This window comes from Paenibacillus artemisiicola (genome assembly GCF_017652985.1).
Classification (GTDB): Bacteria; Bacillota; Bacilli; order Paenibacillales; family Paenibacillaceae; genus Paenibacillus_Z; species Paenibacillus_Z artemisiicola.
This window is the reverse complement of record NZ_JAGGDJ010000080.1, coordinates 1-14,869: the sequence shown is the minus strand read 5'-3', so window position 1 is coordinate 14,869 and position 14,869 is coordinate 1. Positions and strand designations below refer to the sequence as shown.

Annotated in this window: 15 protein-coding genes and 1 riboswitch; of the genes, 14 read left to right on the top strand and 1 reads right to left on the bottom strand. The window is 64.6% G+C overall.

The genetic code is table 11. From position 1 onward, the window contains the following. Positions 1–430: N5-glutamine methyltransferase family protein (locus I8J29_RS32335; RefSeq protein ID WP_420831181.1), on the top strand; the 430-nt coding region annotated here is incomplete at its 5' end. A 312-nt stretch (positions 431–742) separates the two neighbouring features. Beyond that, positions 743–1,510 carry a stage II sporulation protein R gene (gene spoIIR, locus I8J29_RS32330; RefSeq protein ID WP_208851392.1) on the top strand — a complete coding sequence of 256 codons (768 nt, stop codon included), beginning with the start codon at positions 743–745 and terminating at the stop codon, positions 1,508–1,510. Positions 1,511–1,677: 167 nt separating this feature from the next. On the opposite strand, the gene I8J29_RS32325 is transcribed toward spoIIR, so the two are convergent. Further along, complete coding sequence (locus I8J29_RS32325; protein WP_208851391.1) at positions 1,678–3,138, bottom strand: MDR family MFS transporter; 1,461 nt, start codon at positions 3,136–3,138, stop codon at positions 1,678–1,680. Between the two features lie 319 nt (positions 3,139–3,457). Here I8J29_RS32325 and I8J29_RS32320 point away from each other — a divergent pair, with 319 nt between their 5' ends. The 12 genes from I8J29_RS32320 to I8J29_RS32265 all read left to right on the top strand — a co-directional run. After that, a complete protein-coding gene (locus I8J29_RS32320) occupies positions 3,458–4,558 on the top strand; it encodes an L-threonylcarbamoyladenylate synthase (protein WP_240546648.1) in 1,101 nt (366 codons plus the stop codon). Between the two features lie 343 nt (positions 4,559–4,901). Further along, positions 4,902–5,462 carry a manganese efflux pump MntP gene (locus I8J29_RS32315; protein ID WP_208851389.1) on the top strand — a complete coding sequence of 187 codons (561 nt, stop codon included), beginning with the start codon at positions 4,902–4,904 and terminating at the stop codon, positions 5,460–5,462. 39 nt (positions 5,463–5,501) lie between these two features. Continuing rightward, on the top strand, positions 5,502–6,086 hold the full coding sequence (locus I8J29_RS32310) for a low molecular weight protein arginine phosphatase (protein WP_208851388.1): 585 nt from the start codon (positions 5,502–5,504) through the stop codon (positions 6,084–6,086). Positions 6,087–6,167: 81 nt separating this feature from the next. Continuing rightward, positions 6,168–6,250: riboswitch (ZMP/ZTP riboswitch) on the top strand. 118 nt (positions 6,251–6,368) lie between these two features. Next, entirely contained in the window at positions 6,369–6,839 is a 471-nt protein-coding gene (gene rpiB / locus I8J29_RS32305) for a ribose 5-phosphate isomerase B (protein WP_208851387.1), read from the top strand. Positions 6,840–6,852: 13 nt separating this feature from the next. Beyond that, complete coding sequence (locus tag I8J29_RS32300; RefSeq protein ID WP_208851386.1) at positions 6,853–7,452, top strand: TIGR01440 family protein; 600 nt, start codon at positions 6,853–6,855, stop codon at positions 7,450–7,452. A gap of 187 nt (positions 7,453–7,639) precedes the next feature. After that, a complete protein-coding gene (locus tag I8J29_RS32295; protein ID WP_208851385.1) occupies positions 7,640–8,887 on the top strand; it encodes a serine hydroxymethyltransferase in 1,248 nt (415 codons plus the stop codon). Between the two features lie 145 nt (positions 8,888–9,032). After that, the gene (locus tag I8J29_RS32290) at positions 9,033–9,506 is read left to right on the top strand and encodes a winged helix-turn-helix transcriptional regulator (protein WP_208851384.1); all 474 of its coding nucleotides are present in this window, start codon (positions 9,033–9,035) and stop codon (positions 9,504–9,506) included. A gap of 230 nt (positions 9,507–9,736) precedes the next feature. After that, a complete protein-coding gene (locus I8J29_RS32285; RefSeq protein WP_090642514.1) occupies positions 9,737–10,762 on the top strand; it encodes a LacI family DNA-binding transcriptional regulator in 1,026 nt (341 codons plus the stop codon). 232 nt (positions 10,763–10,994) lie between these two features. Then, positions 10,995–12,392 carry an ABC transporter substrate-binding protein gene (locus tag I8J29_RS32280; RefSeq protein ID WP_208851383.1) on the top strand — a complete coding sequence of 466 codons (1,398 nt, stop codon included), beginning with the start codon at positions 10,995–10,997 and terminating at the stop codon, positions 12,390–12,392. Between the two features lie 107 nt (positions 12,393–12,499). Beyond that, positions 12,500–13,453, top strand: a complete 954-nt coding sequence (locus tag I8J29_RS32275) for a carbohydrate ABC transporter permease (RefSeq protein ID WP_208851382.1) — start codon at positions 12,500–12,502, stop codon at positions 13,451–13,453. Positions 13,454–13,457: 4 nt separating this feature from the next. Further along, the gene (locus tag I8J29_RS32270; RefSeq protein ID WP_208851381.1) at positions 13,458–14,288 is read left to right on the top strand and encodes a carbohydrate ABC transporter permease; all 831 of its coding nucleotides are present in this window, start codon (positions 13,458–13,460) and stop codon (positions 14,286–14,288) included. A gap of 4 nt (positions 14,289–14,292) precedes the next feature. Beyond that, positions 14,293–14,869 (top strand): hypothetical protein (locus tag I8J29_RS32265; protein ID WP_208851380.1); only part of this gene is annotated, 577 nt, incomplete at its 3' end.

Below are 14,869 nucleotides of genomic sequence, written 5' to 3'. Positions count from 1 at the left end.
GAACGCGGCGCGCCACGGGGCGGCGGCGCGCATGGCGTTCGTGCGGGGCGACCTGCTCGGGCCGTTCGCGCGGCCGCGGCCCGGGGCGGGCGATGACGCGGCCGGGGGCGTCGCCGGCCTGCGCATCGACGTGCTCGTCTCGAACCCGCCGTATATCCCGGCGGGCGACATTGCCGGCCTGCAGCCGGAGGTGCGCGACCATGAGCCGCGGCTCGCGCTGGACGGCGGCGACGACGGCCTGACGCCGTACCGCCGCATGGCGGAGCAGCTCGCGCGGCTGTCGGCCCTGCCGCGCATCGTCGGCTTCGAGCTCGGCATCGGCCAGGCGCAGGCCGTCGCGGACCTGCTCCGCGGCATCGGCGCCTGGCGCGAGGTGCGGATCATTCCCGACTACGCGGGCATCGACCGGCATGTGCTCGCGGTCGAATAGGGAAGCGGTGCTAGGAACGTCAACCAGGAGCTGCGAATAGGCAGCCTCGAATAGACAACCTCTAATAGGGAAGCGAGATTCATAGCGAGCAGCGTAATGGGCGCGGCGTTCGCGGGAGCGGCAGGCGCGCCCTTCATGCGCCGTGAGGACGTCCGAAAGGGCGTCTTTTTCTATGACGTACCGCGCTATTTTCATTCCGTTTTCACGAGATTGCGAGGTTTAAACCGCTCCGCGCGCGGACATAATGGGACTATCATCGTTCCGGAACGCAAGCCGACGCACCGACGGGTGCCAAAAGGAGCTTGTGTTAACATGATCCGCACTTATTCCCGTTTTCCTTACCGTCCCGTCTACGGGTACGTTCTGTTGATCGCCGCCGTCCTGCTCATGAGCTGGGAAAACCAGCGCGCCGACGCGGCGATCGCCGGCGGCAGCATTCCGTCGGAATCCATCCGCCTCCGCATTCTCGCCAACTCGGACAGCGCGCCCGACCAAGCGGTCAAGCGCGAGGTGCGCGACGCGATCGTCGACGAGATGAACGCGTGGGTCTCGGGCCCGCAAACGATCGACGAAGCCCGCGCGACGATCCGCGCGCATCTGGGCGACATCGACGCCGTCATCGCGGCGAAGCTCGCCGCCCGCGGCTTCGACTACGGGTTCAAAGCGGAGCTGAGCGTCGTCCCGTTCCCGACCAAGATCTACGGCACGGAAGTCTATCCGGCCGGCAACTACGAAGCGCTTCGCGTCACGCTCGGCGCGGGCGCCGGGCAGAACTGGTGGTGCGTGCTCTTCCCGCCGCTCTGCTTCGTGGACGCCGTGAGCGGCGAAGCGTCGACGCCGGCGTCGGCCGGCGTCGCGACGGCGGCGGTCAAGGCGGGCGACCAGGGCCAGACGGACGGAGCGGTCAAGGCGGACGGCGGCCAAGCCGGCGCGAAGGACGCGGGAGCGAAGACGGACGCGGCGCATGGCGATCAAGCGAAGCCGGCGGGTCAGGACGGCGCGGTCAAGCAGCCGGAAGTGAAGTTCTTCCTGTGGGAGCTGCTTCAATCGCTCTTCAGCTTCTTCAAGCACTTGTTCTAGGACGGAAGCCGCGACTCGCGCGGCGATCGAAAGCCTACGAACAAAAGGCTCATTCGCCATTGGGGCGAGTGAGCCTTTTGCGCGTTGGCCGAAGCCGGCCGGGCGTGCGGAGATGGGCGCTTAACGCGCGTCTTACGGTTCTGCCGGAGCTTTAAGCCGCCTTAGCCTTAAGCCGCTTTGCCTACCGTCTCTTCGGGCTTCGGCTGCTTCAGCTTCGGAATGAACAGCGCGACCGGCAGCGCGACGAGCGCGATGATCGACGCGATCAGGTAGACGTCGTCGACGCTCATCGTGACGGACATGAGCGTGATGTGCTTCTGGTCCGTCGCGCCGGCTTGGACGAAGTCCTTCGCGTGGCTCGCCGTCCGCGAGGTCAGCAGCGACGTGAAGACGGCGATCGCGAACGAGCCGAGCACGTTGCGGACCCAGTTGGTGAGCGAGGACGCGTGGCCGCTGTACTGCTTCGGCACGGCTTCCATGCCCGCGTTGCTCGCCGGCATCATCGCGAACGAAATGCCGACGTTCCGAACGATCATGCACAGGATGATGTAGCGGTGCGAGATGTCGATGCTGAGCCAGCTGAGCGGCACCGTGCCGATGACCATCAGCACGATGCCGATGGCGAGCGGCGCGCGCGGACCGGTTTTGGTGTACATTTTGCCGACGAACGGCATCATGACCGCCATCGCCAGCGACGCGGGCAGCAGGATCAGGCCGGTGTCGAGCGGCGTGACCGACTGGATGTTCTGCAGGAACACCGGCGTCAGGAACGTGCCGGAATACAGGCTGATCGTGATGATGCTCGTGATGAGCAGCGCGACGCTGTAGCGGTTGATTTTGAGCACCCGCAGATTGAGCAGCGGCGTCTCCGCCGCGAGCTCGCGCCAGATGAACAGGCCGAGGAACGCGAGGCCGACGAGGAACAGCGTCAGCGTCTGCCAGGAATTCCAGCCCCACTCGCTGCCGTGCGACAGGGCGACGAGCAGCGAGGCGCTGCTGATGATGACCGTCACGAAGCCGATCAGGTCGAATTTTTTCGGCACGTTCAGCCGGTAGTACGGGATATAAATCGCGATGAGCAGGATGCCGACCGCCGCGATCGGTACGTTCAGCCAGAACAGCCAATGCCACGAGACGTTGTCGAGCAGCCAGCCGCTGTACGTCGGGCCGATGGCCGGCGCGAGCATGGACGAGGCGGCCCAGAACGAGATCGCCATCGCGACCTTCTCGCGGGGAATGACCTGGTACACGATCGCCATCGTAATCGGGGAGATCATGCCGGTGAACGCGCCCTGCAGGATGCGGAACGCGATCAGCGATTCCACGTTCCAGGCCAGCGCGCAGCAGATGCTGGCGACGGTGAAGCCGGACATGGCGAACAGGAAGAGCCGCTTGTAGCTGAACCGCTCGCCGAAGTAGCCGGTGATCGGGGCGAACGTGCCCATGGCGAGCATGAAGCCGGTCAAGGTCCACTGCGTGGTGGCGAGGGTCGTGTGAAAGCGATCCGTGAGGACCGGAATCGCGATATTGATCGTGCTGACGTTGAGCACCGATACGAAGCTGCCGAAGAAGATGGCGATCATGATCGGCAGGATGCGGACGGGCTTGGATGAAGCGGGAACGTGCATGGAATGCGGCCTCCTCGGTTTGATATATGTCTCCAATGACATATATGCATAGCTTAAGAAGCATAACGCCGCCAGGCGTTTCCGTCAAAGACGGCGGGGGGCCATGGCGAGCGATAGGAGGCGCGGGAGGGCGGTTGAAACGCATACAACGGGGCGGCAGGGCCGTTTTTCTTCCGAATGCGGTCCTCGAGGAGCCGGACATGCCGCAAAGCCGTCCGCGCCGCGCCGTTACGGGGACAAGCGGCTTTGTTTCGCGCGGGGACGCGTATGGTATAATAGGAATAAAACCGCTTCAGAAGCAGAACTCGGGGAAACGACATTGAATACACCAGTACGACCTACAACCCTATGGCGCGTCGACGCCGCGGCGCCGGACGGCGAGCCGCTTCGCGCGGCGGCGGCCCGGCTGCGGGACGGCGGCACCGTCGCCTTCCCGACGGAGACCGTGTACGGGCTCGGCGCCGACGCGCGGCGCTCGGAGGCGGTGGAACGCATCTTCGCGGCCAAGGGCCGTCCGTCCGACAACCCGCTCATCGTGCACGTCGCCGAGCGCGCCGGGCTTGCCGAGCTGACGCTGCCGCTCGCGGCGCCGGGGGCGCAAGCGCTCGCGGACCGGCTCATGGAGCGGTTCTGGCCGGGGCCGCTGACGTTCGTGCTGCCGGTCCGGCCGGACGCGGTCTCGCCGCGCGTCACCGCCGGCCTCGACACCGTGGCGGTGCGCATGCCCGCGCATCCCGTCGCGCTCGCGCTCATCGCGGCGTCGGGCTGTCCGCTCGCCGCGCCGAGCGCGAACCGCTCGGGCCGCCCGAGCCCGACGCTGGCGTCGCATGTCCGGGACGACCTGGACGGCCGCATCGACGGCATCGTCGACGGTGGCCCGGCCGGCGTCGGTTTGGAGTCGACCGTCGTCGAAATCCTGGACGGCGAGACGGTGCGCATCCTGCGCCCGGGCGGCATTACCGCGGAGGCGCTGCGCGCGGCGGGCGCGGCCGTCGCCTACGACGCCGTCGCCGCGCCGGAAGCCGCGGCGGGCGTGTCCGCCGGGCAGGCGCCGCGCTCGCCCGGCATGAAGTACGCGCACTACGCGCCGCGGGGCGCGCTGCAGCTCGTGCGGGGCGAGCCGGACGCGGTGGCCGCCTGGATCGCGGCGGCCGTCCGCGAAGCCCGCGCGCGCGGCGAGCGCACGGGGGTGCTCGCCTTCGACGAGCACGCGGCCCGGTACGACGCGGACTGCGTGCTCGCCGTCGGCAGCCTGGCGAGGCTCGATACCGCCGCGCATGGGCTGTACGCCGCGCTGCGCGCGTTCGACGCGCAGGGCGTCCAGCGCATCTGGGCGGAGACGTGCCCGGAGGCGGGCATCGGGCACGCGTACATGAACCGCTTGTCCAAGGCCGCCGGCCACGCGGTCGTGTGCGTCTGACTTGCGGGCCGGCGGCTTTGGAGCCATCGGCCTGCGCAAGACCGGCGGCAAACCGGGCGGGCTCGATCGGAGGCTCCGCGAACGCCGGCTCGCGGAGCGGAACCGCAATCGAAGCATGCCCGGCCGGAATCGCTTTATAAGACATCTCGTTTTTTCGCAAGCGACGGTACTTTCTACCGCAGGTCACGTTTTTTTGTGGGTAGCTATCGGTTGCCCGGCTTCCTTCGCCTGAATGCCCGCCCGCCCGAAGCCCGGCCTCGGCCGCTTGTCCCGCCATCCGGTCATCTTTCCCGTCTTGTCCGCATATGCTTGGAGGAGATAACGGGGACAAGGAGTGGATGGCATGGTCGAGGCAGGCTTGCAGGCCGGACAGCTGCTGACGCTGGTCATTATCGCGCTGGCGCTCGGCATGGACGCTTTTTCGCTGGGCGTCGGCATCGGGCTGAAAGGCATCCGGCTGTTGGATATCCTCAAGCTCAGCACGCTCATCGCGCTGTTTCACATCCTGATGCCGCTCATCGGGATCTTCGCGGGCAAGTACGTCGGCACGCTGCTCGGCAGCGTGGCGTCTTCGGCCGGGGGCGGGCTGCTGCTGCTGCTCGGCGGCCATATGGTGTACAGCTCGCTCCGGGGCGACGCGGTGCCGTCGATCGATCACCGCAGCTCGTGGGGCATGCTGCTGTTCGCGCTCAGCGTCAGCATCGATTCGTTCTCGGTCGGGCTGTCGCTCGGCATGTTCGCCGTCGATATGCTGCTGGCGGTGCTGCTGTTCGGCGTCGCCGGGGGCTGCCTGTCCGTGGCCGGCCTGCTGCTCGGCCGCCGGGTCAGCTCCAGTCTCGGCGGGTACGGCGAGGCGATCGGCGGCGTGATTTTATTGACGTTCGGGCTGCTGATCCTGTTCTGACGGCGGCGGTCCGGCCAACCATCTAGAGGAGGTTCTCGCATGAAACGGATCTTATTCGTCTGCACCGGCAACACGTGCCGTTCGCCGATGGCGGAGGCGCTCCTGCGGGATTTGGCGCAGAAGCGCGGCCTGCCGCTGGAGGTGCGCTCCGCGGGCGTGTCCACCGTCGACGGGCTGCCCGTCTCCGACCACGCGCAATCGGTCCTGCGCCGCCGGGACATTCGCCATAACAACGGCTCCACCGCGCTCGAAAGCGGCTCCGTGACGTGGGCCGACCTGATTTTGACGATGACGGCGAGCCACAAGCGCCATCTGCTGCAGCGGTTCCCGAGCGCCGTGGACAAGACGTACACCCTGCTGGAGTACGTCTACCGCGACGAGGAAGGACTGCGGCGCATCGCGGAGCTGGAGAGCCTGTACACCGATTTCCAAATGAAGCAGGCGCTCGGCGGGCAGCTCACGGACGCGGAACGCGCCCGGCTGCTGGAGCTGGAAGCCGGCATCCCGAGCTTCGACATCGCCGACCCGTTCGGCGGGCCGCTGCCCGTCTACGAGGCCAGCGCGGCGGAGATCGAAGCGGCGCTGCGCAAGCTGCTCGACCGGCTGCAGCAGCCGCGCAAATAACCGTTCGCCGGGCGCCCCGCGCGCGGTGTTTGCGGATTGATTTTACCGGCCCGATCCGGTATGATAGAGCTAATTAAAGACGGTTTCCGATGTAACTGGCGACGAAAGTGGGTCCAACCACGGTGGAGCATCGGAAGATACGGCCGGTCGCCTGGGCAAAGAGCAGCGTGCGTGAGCATGCTTGCTCTTTTTTCGTCTTTTCCGGCGAAATCAGGTATACTAAAACCATTGCGAATCGACATTTTCCGCCATCGCGCGGTCACATTGGGAGGTATATGCGGTATGAAAATCGCCATCGGCGCGGACCACGGCGGCTATCGGCTGAAGGAAGTCGTGGTGCCGTTCATTCAATCGCTCGGCCATGAGATTCTCGACGTCGGCTGCGATTGTGAGCAGTCCGTCGACTACCCGGATTACGCGCTCCCGGCTTGCGAGCTCGTCGCGCAGGGGAAAGCCGACCGCGGCATCCTCATCTGCGGCACCGGCATCGGCATGTCCATCGCGGCGAACAAGGTGGCGGGCATCCGCTGCGCGCTCGTGCACGACCTGTTCTCGGCGCAGGCGACGCGCGACCACAACGACACGAACGTGCTGGCCCTGGGCGAGCGCGTGGTCGGTCCCGGCGTGGCGCAGGAGATCATCCGCGTCTGGCTGGAGACGCCGTTCTCGAACGGTGAGCGCCACGTCGGCCGGCTGAACAAAGTGAAGCAGATCGAAGCGAAATACGCCGCGCAGCCCGCGCGCGCGGAATAAGGAGCGGATCGGCGTGAGCGATACGGCAGCGGGCTGGAATCCGGCCCGGTTGAGCAAGGACGTCGAGACGGTTGTCCGCGAGCTTGCCGCCGCGGCGCGGCTGCGCCAAGGGCAGCTGCTCGTGGTCGGGACGTCCACGAGCGAGGTGCTGGGCCAGCGGATCGGCACCTCGGGGACGCTGGAGACGGCGAAGGCGATCTACGACGGCATCGAGGCGGTGCGGCGGGAGCTGGACTTTTACGCCGTGTTCCAGTGCTGCGAGCACCTGAACCGGGCGCTCGTCATGGAGCGCGAGGCGGCGGAGCGGTACGGGCTCGAGCTCGTCTCGGCCGTCCCGGTGCGCAAGGCGGGCGGGTCCATGGCGGCGTACGCGTTCGGCGCGCTGCGGGACGCGGTGCTGACGGAGACGGTGCAGGCGCATGCCGGCCTCGACATCGGCGACACGTTCATCGGCATGCACCTGAAGCGCGTGGCCGTGCCGGTTCGGCCGTCGATCCGCTCCATCGGGGCGGCGCATCTGACGATGGCGTTCACCCGGCCGAAGCTGATCGGCGGCGAACGGGCGGTGTACGCCCGCGAAGCGGCGGACGGCGCGGCGGAAAGCTGCGATTGATCTGATTGATGCTTATGGCTTCGCCATAAAAACGAAAACTTTTGCTTACGAAGCGATTTTGTTCCACGGCCGATATCAAACGACCTAGCTCCGCCACAAAATTGGTTGATGCTTACGAAGCGATTTTGTTCCACGGCCGATTTCCAAACGGCCTAGCTCCGCCACAAAATTTTAGGAGGATACAACCATGGAAAACCTACGCAAGCAAGATCCCGAAATCGTCAAAGCGCTCGGCCTTGAGCTGCAGCGCCAACGCGACAACATCGAACTGATCGCGTCCGAGAACATCGTCTCCGAGGCGGTGCTCGAAGCGATGGGCACGGTGCTGACGAACAAATACGCCGAAGGCTACCCGGGCAAGCGCTACTACGGCGGCTGCGAGCACGTCGACATCGCCGAGGACATCGCCCGCAACCGCGCGAAGGAACTGTTCGGCGCGGAGCACGCGAACGTGCAGCCGCACTCCGGCGCGCAGGCGAACATGGCCGTCTATCTGGCCGCGCTGCAGCCCGGCGACACGGTGCTCGGGATGAACCTCGCGCACGGCGGCCATCTGACGCACGGCTCCCCGGTTAACGCGTCCGGCATCCTGTACAACTTCGTCGCGTACGGCGTCGACGAGAACACGTTCACGATCAACTACGACGAAGTGCGCAAGCTCGCGTTCAAGCACCGTCCGCGGATGATCGTGGCGGGCGCGTCCGCGTACCCGCGCATCATCGATTTCGAAGCGCTCGGCAAAATCGCCGAGGACGTCGGCGCGCTGCTCTTCGTCGACATGGCGCATATCGCGGGCCTCGTCGCGGCCGGCCTGCACCCGAGCCCGGTGCCGTACGCGCACTTCGTGACGACGACGACGCACAAAACGCTCCGCGGACCGCGCGGCGGCATGATCCTGTGCCGCAAAGCCTGGGCGCAGGCGATCGACAAAGCGGTGTTCCCGGGCTCCCAAGGCGGCCCGCTGATGCACATCATCGCGGCGAAAGCCGTCGCGTTCGGCGAAGCGCTGCAGCCGTCGTTCAAGGAGTACGGCAAGAACGTCGTCGATAACGCCAAGGCGCTCTCCGAAGCGCTGCTCGCCGAAGGCATCAACATCGTCTCCGGCGGCACGGACAACCACCTCATGCTGATCGACCTGCGCAACCTGAACATCACGGGCAAAGACGCGGAGCATGTCCTGGATTCCGTCCAAATCACGGTCAACAAAAACGCCATTCCGTTCGACCCGACGAGCCCGTTCGTCACGAGCGGCATCCGCATCGGCACGCCGGCGGCGACTTCCCGCGGCATGGGCGTGGACGCGATGAAGACGATCGCCGAGATCATCGCGATGACGCTCAAGAACCCGAAGGAAGAAGCCGTGCTCGAGAAAGCGCGCGGCATGGTGCGCGACCTCGTGGCGCAATATCCGCTCTATCCGGGCATGTCCTACTAAGACAACCGGCTATCCCGTCCGCGCAACCGAAGCCGCCGGCCGCTGCCTCCGCAGCGGGCGGGCGGCTTTTTGCCATTCCCTTATTCGGTTGTATGATGCAAGCAAACGGATTTCAATCGCCGCCCGCCTGTGATAAGATAGCCCTATGAAACGTACAGACAACAAGTCGCGTTGTTCGGTCAACTTCGCGCTCGAGACGGTCGGCGACAACTGGTCGCTCCTGATCGTGCGCGACATCGTGTATTACCGCAAGAAGACGTTCGGCGAGTTTCTGGCGTCGGAGGAAGGGATCTCGACGAACATTTTGTCGTCGCGGCTCGCGCGGCTGGAGCGGAAGGGCGTGCTGACGAAGCGGCCGCACGACACCGACAAGCGAAAGGAGACCTACGCGCTGACCGAGCGGGGACTGGACCTCGTGCCGGTGCTGCTGGAGCTGGCCGATTGGGGCGCGAAGCACGACCCCGAAGCGAAGGAAGGCCGCTGGATCGGCCTGATCCGGGACGACCGGGTGGGTGCCGTTACGCTCGTCAAGGACACGGTGCGGGCGGGGGGCTCCGTCTTCGTCGGCGAGGGAAGCGTCATCGAGCAATTGAATTCACGGGCGAAGGAGCCGAGCTGAGAATCGGCTTCTTTGTCGTGGGCGCTTAACGCGCTGCCGCTCCGACAGCGGCTTCCGTCCGCTATCGATACGGCTCCGACAGCCGCCGCCCGTCAGCCCCCGATCATGCCCCGGAATACGGCGCAACCGGGACGAGCCCGGAAAATAGTGCTTGCAATCGCTTTCTTCGTGCCTATATAATAACGCTAGAACCTGTTCCGAAACGTTTTGGAACCTTGGAGGAAGACGCCTTGACGACTATTAAAGACCTAGCCAGAATTGCGGGCGTTTCCGTCACGACGGTTTCCCGGGCGTTGAACGGCTACGACGACGTCAACGAGGAGACCCGGAGGAGAATCAAGCGGGTCGCCGAGGAGATGAACTACCGGCCGAACGTGCTCGCCCGGAGCTTAGTCACGAAGAAGTCCCGTTCCATCGGCGTCATCCTCTCGGAGATCAACCGCGCGGGAGCGAAGGACGCCATGCTGTACGAGATCCTGTGCGGCATCAACGACCGCGCGTCGGAGCTCGATTACGACATCCTGCTGTTCAGCACCAATCCGAAGAAGCAGCTGGCCAAGTCGTATTCCGACTTGTGCAAGGAGCGCAACGTCGAAGGCGCGATCATCTCGGGGCTGCGGGTGAACGATCAGTATCTGGAGGAGGTCGCGCGCGATACGAGCTTTCCGTGCGTGCTCATCGACATCCCGGCGGAGGGCAACAACCTCGGCCACGTCACGACGGACAACGTGCAGGGCTCCCGCATGGCCGTCCGGCACTTGATCGAGCTGGGCCACCGGAACATCGCGATGATCAACGGGCACAACGAAGCCTCGGTCAGCCAGCAGCGGCTGAACGGCTACCGGCTGGAGCTGGAGAAGCACGGCATTCCGTTCCGTCCCGAGCTCGTCTACAACGGGAATTTCTCGGAGGAAGGCGGCGGCGACGCCATGCACCTCATCCTGCGGAACCATCCGGGCGTGACGGCCGTCTTCACCGCGAGCGACCTGATGGTGCTCGGCGCGCTGAAGGCCGTGGAGCGCAGCGGCGGCAAGGTGCCGGAGTCGATCTCGATCGTCGGCTACGACGACATCGTCATCGCGTCGTATTGTTCGCCCCGGCTGACGACGATTCGCCAGGACAAGTACGAGATGGGCTATCAATCGGCGCAGCTGCTCATCGATATGCTCGAAGGCCGCAACATCCAGCGCAAAATCGTGCTGCATAACGAACTGATCGTGCGCGAAAGCACGTCGCCCCTGAAGACGGACACCTAGAACGGCAGCGAGCGGGCGATTTTTTACCGGGTTTATCCTTAACGTTTCGGATAAAAGTAAGCGCTTCAAAAGGCTTTGGAATAAGATCGATTAGTTTACAAACTTAATAAAGTCGAAGGTCTTTTATTTTTGCGATAAATCCGAAACGTTTTCGGTTTATTCGTCGATATTTGGGGCTTCGCCCACCGGCGGCGCTCTTAAATATACAATCCCAATCTGAGGAGTGTGCAAGATGAAAAACAGGGGCATAGCATTTCTGGCACTCGGCATTACGGCATCGATGGCGCTGTCCGGCTGCGGTTCCGACGGGAATTCGGGCGCGAACGGCGGCGGCAACGCCGGCGGGACTTCCAATACGGCGAACGCGGGAGACGCGGCTTCGAACGGGGGCGGGAATGCGAACGCGGGCGCGGCGGACAACGGCGGCGGCGACAAGAAGGTCGAGCTGCGCATCGGCACGTGGGAAGGCGGAGACGGGCTCAAGATTCAGCAGCAGATCGCGGACAACTACAAAAAGACGCACGGCAACGTGTCCATCTCCATCGAATCGGTGCCGGATCAGTACGGGACGAAAATTTTGACGCAAATCGCGGCGGGGCAGGCGCCGGACATTTTCCAGATCGGCGACGGCGACGTCAGCATGTTCATGAAGAAGGGCGCGCTGGAGGACCTCACGACCTACATCGGCGGCGCGAACGGCATCAATACCGGCGATTACTACCAAAGCGTGCTCGACGTCGGCAAGCTGGACGGCAAGTACTACACGATGCCGAAGGACTATTCCGACATCGCGGTTTTCTATAACAAAAAAATGTTCGACGACGCGGGCGTGGCGTATCCGCAGGCAGGCTGGACGTGGGATCAATTCTACGATACCGCGAAGAAGCTCACCAAGAAGGACGGCGACAAGTACACGCAGTGGGGCGTCAGCCTGCCGGGCAGCTGGATCCGCGCGGTTCTCCCGCTCATCCAATCGTACGGCGGCAGCGTCATCAGCCCGGACGGCGAGAAGATCGACGGCTACATGAACAGCGACGGCACGGTGAAAGCGCTTGAATTGTACCAGGACATGTACCAGAAGGATCACATTTCCCCGTCGAACACGGACAGCGAAGCGTTCAAGGGCGTCGACCTGTTCGCGGCGGGCAAGGTGGCCATGAACATGACGGGCCGCTGGCCGGCGGAGGATTACAAGAAGAACGCCGACCTCCAGTTCGGCGTCGTCCAGATGCCGGTCGGCCCCGCGGGCGCGGCCAACACGATCTGTTACTCCGGCTACGGCCTCTATTCGAAGTCGAAGAACAAGGACGCCGCTTGGGATTACCTGAAGTACCTGACGGGTCCGGAAGGCCAGGAGCTGATGGCGCAGCACGCGTTCACGGCGGTCAAGTCGACGGCGGAGAAGCTGGGCCAGACGAACGATCCGGCGCTGAAGGCGTTCCTCGACGACGTGCCGAACATCAAGGATTTCCCGGAGAAAATCAGCCCGTTCTTCGGCGTCTCCGGCGGCAAGTCGCTGCAGACGGTCATGGACAAAATGATGCTCGGCAAGCCGATCGACGTGAAGAAGGAGCTCGACGCCGCCGCGAAGCAGGGCGACGCCGATCTGCAAACCGCGAAGAACGAATAGCGCCGCGCAGGTGCGATCGGGCGGCGGACGGCAGCGTCCGCCCGCCCCATCCCGGTGCCGGCGGCGCGCTTCCCGCGGCGCCGCCAAACTAATCCCGAGGTGATGACATGAGCAAGCCGGTGTCCGAGCAAGCCGCTCCCGCCGTTCCGCGCCCCATCCGCAAGTCGTTTCGGTCGAACGCCCTGCGCAAGGAAGCGCTCTGGTTTTACGCATTGATTTCGCCGTGGTTGATCGGATTTCTCGCCTTCGTCTTCGGGCCGATGATCGCGTCGTTCGTCATCAGCCTGACCAAGTGGGACCTGCTGACGCCCGCCAAATTCGTCGGCTTCAAGAATTATGCCAAAGCGCTTCACCACGACCCGCTCTTCTGGCAGTCGCTGAAGGTGACGGTCGTCTACTCCGTGTTTTCCGTGCCGCTCGGGCTCGTCTTCTCGCTCGCGCTCGCCCTGCTGCTCAACCAGGCGGCCTGGGGCATGCGCCTCTTCCGCACCATCTTCTACATGCCGGCCGTCGTCAGCGGCGTGTCCGTCATGGTGCTCTGGATGTGGATTTTCAATCCGCAAATCGGATTATTAAATACAGTGCTCGGCTACTTCGGCATCAGCGGGCCGGGCTGGATTTTCGATCCCAAATGGGCGATGCCGTCGCTCATCATCATGAGCCTCTGGAGCGTCGGCGGCGGCATGATCATCTGGCTCGCGGGGCTGAAGGGCATCTCGCCGATGCTGTACGAGGCCGCGAACCTCGACGGCGCGAACGCGTGGCAGAAATTCCGCAGCGTGACCGTGCCGATGCTGACGCCGACGATTTTCTTCAACCTCGTCATGGGCATCGTCGGGGCGCTCCAGACGTTCGGGCAGGCGTACGTCATGACGAAGGGCGGTCCGATGAACTCGACGCTGTTCTTCAACTACTACCTGTTCCAGAACGCGTTCGAGAACTTCAACATGGGCTACGCCTCCGCGCTCGCGTGGTTCCTGTTCGTCATTATTTTGGCGCTGACGCTCGTCGTCGTGAAATCGTCCGACGCTTGGGTCTACTACGAAGGGGAGAGGAAGTGACGGCATGCGGACATCCAATGGGCTGAAATCATTCGTCGTCTATTTCCTGCTCCTCGTCGGCTCGGTCGTCATGCTCGTCCCGTTCGCGTGGATGCTGTCGACGTCGCTGAAGGAATCGTTCCAGGTGTTCGAGGTGCCGGTCCGGTGGATTCCGAGCCCGATCAAGTGGCACAACTACGTCGAAACGTTCACCGGCCTGCCGTTCGGCAAATGGCTCGGCAACACGGTCATCGTCACGATCAGCACGATCGTCGGCACGCTGCTGTCCTGCACGGTCGTCGCGTACGGCTTCGCGCGGTTCCGGGCGAAGGGCAAGAACTTCCTCTTCATCGTCATGCTGTCCACGATGATGCTGCCGGGCACCGTCACGATGATCCCGGTGTTCTACCTGTTCCAGTCGCTCGGCTGGATGAACACGTTCTACCCGCTCATCGCGCCGGCCTTCTTCGGCAACGCGTTCTTCATCTTCCTGCTGCGCCAATTCTTCATGGGCATCCCGACGGAGATGGAGGAGGCGGCGAAGATCGACGGGGCGAGCACGCTCGGCATCTTGATCCGGGTCATTCTGCCGCTGACGGTGCCGGCGCTGATCACGGTCGCGATCTTCCAGTTCAACGGCGTGTGGAACGACTTCATGGGCCCGCTGCTGTACCTGAACAAGCCGGAGCTGTACACGCTCGCGCTCGGCATCAACTTCTTCAAGAGCGAGAACAACGTGCAGTGGAATTTCCTCATGGCGGCGTCCGTCGTGACGATGCTGCCGTCGCTGATCTTCTACTTCATGGGACAGAAGTATTTCGTGGAGAGCATTACGCTGACCGGACAGAAGGGGTGAGCCCATGTTCAAGCTGACGAAAAGCGCCTGCTGGAGCGCGGGCGTCGGGCTGATGTCCGCGGCGGTGCTGGGGCTGGAGATCGCCATGACCAGCGTGTACGGCGTGCTGCTGCAGTACCACTACGTCTCGCTGATCGTCTCGCTCGCCGTCTTCGGCATCGGCGCCGGCGCGTACATCGCGTACCGGGCGAAGCCGCGCGGCGCGTCGGACGGCGGCCGGCGGGCGGCCGGCGGGGTCGCCGCGGCCGCGGGGCTGTACATCGCGGCCCTGAGCTTCGCGCTCGCCAAGCTCCCGTACGTGCACCAGCTCGCGCTGTACGCGCTGCTCGGCACCGTGCCGTTCGTCCTCTTCGGCTGGGTGATGGGCCGGGCGCTCGCGAGCGGCGCCGCGCCCGCGCCGCGGCTGTACGCCGCCGACCTGCTCGGCGCCGCGCTCGGGGCGGCTCTTGGCTTCGCGCTGCTGGAGCGCTTCGGCGGCTTCGCGGCCGTGTTCGCGCTGTCGGCGCCTTGCTTCCTGGCCGGCGCGTGCCTGCTGCTCGCGCCAAGCGCCGGCGCCGGCGCTCCGCGGGCGGGCGCCCATG

What these genes read in the sequence shown, in the direction of transcription:
- I8J29_RS32295 (WP_208851385.1), top strand. Translation starts at nt 7,640, where the DNA reads ATGGAAAACCTACGCAAGCAAGATCCCGAAATCGTCAAAGCGCTCGGC.
- I8J29_RS32275 (WP_208851382.1), top strand. Translation starts at nt 12,500, where the DNA reads ATGAGCAAGCCGGTGTCCGAGCAAGCCGCTCCCGCCGTTCCGCGCCCC.
- spoIIR (WP_208851392.1), top strand. Translation starts at nt 743, where the DNA reads ATGATCCGCACTTATTCCCGTTTTCCTTACCGTCCCGTCTACGGGTAC.
- I8J29_RS32290 (WP_208851384.1), top strand. Translation starts at nt 9,033, where the DNA reads ATGAAACGTACAGACAACAAGTCGCGTTGTTCGGTCAACTTCGCGCTC.
- I8J29_RS32270 (WP_208851381.1), top strand. Translation starts at nt 13,458, where the DNA reads ATGCGGACATCCAATGGGCTGAAATCATTCGTCGTCTATTTCCTGCTC.
- I8J29_RS32280 (WP_208851383.1), top strand. Translation starts at nt 10,995, where the DNA reads ATGAAAAACAGGGGCATAGCATTTCTGGCACTCGGCATTACGGCATCG.
- I8J29_RS32325 (WP_208851391.1), bottom strand. Translation starts at nt 3,138, where the DNA reads ATGCACGTTCCCGCTTCATCCAAGCCCGTCCGCATCCTGCCGATCATG.
- I8J29_RS32315 (WP_208851389.1), top strand. Translation starts at nt 4,902, where the DNA reads ATGGTCGAGGCAGGCTTGCAGGCCGGACAGCTGCTGACGCTGGTCATT.
- I8J29_RS32310 (WP_208851388.1), top strand. Translation starts at nt 5,502, where the DNA reads ATGAAACGGATCTTATTCGTCTGCACCGGCAACACGTGCCGTTCGCCG.
- rpiB (WP_208851387.1), top strand. Translation starts at nt 6,369, where the DNA reads ATGAAAATCGCCATCGGCGCGGACCACGGCGGCTATCGGCTGAAGGAA.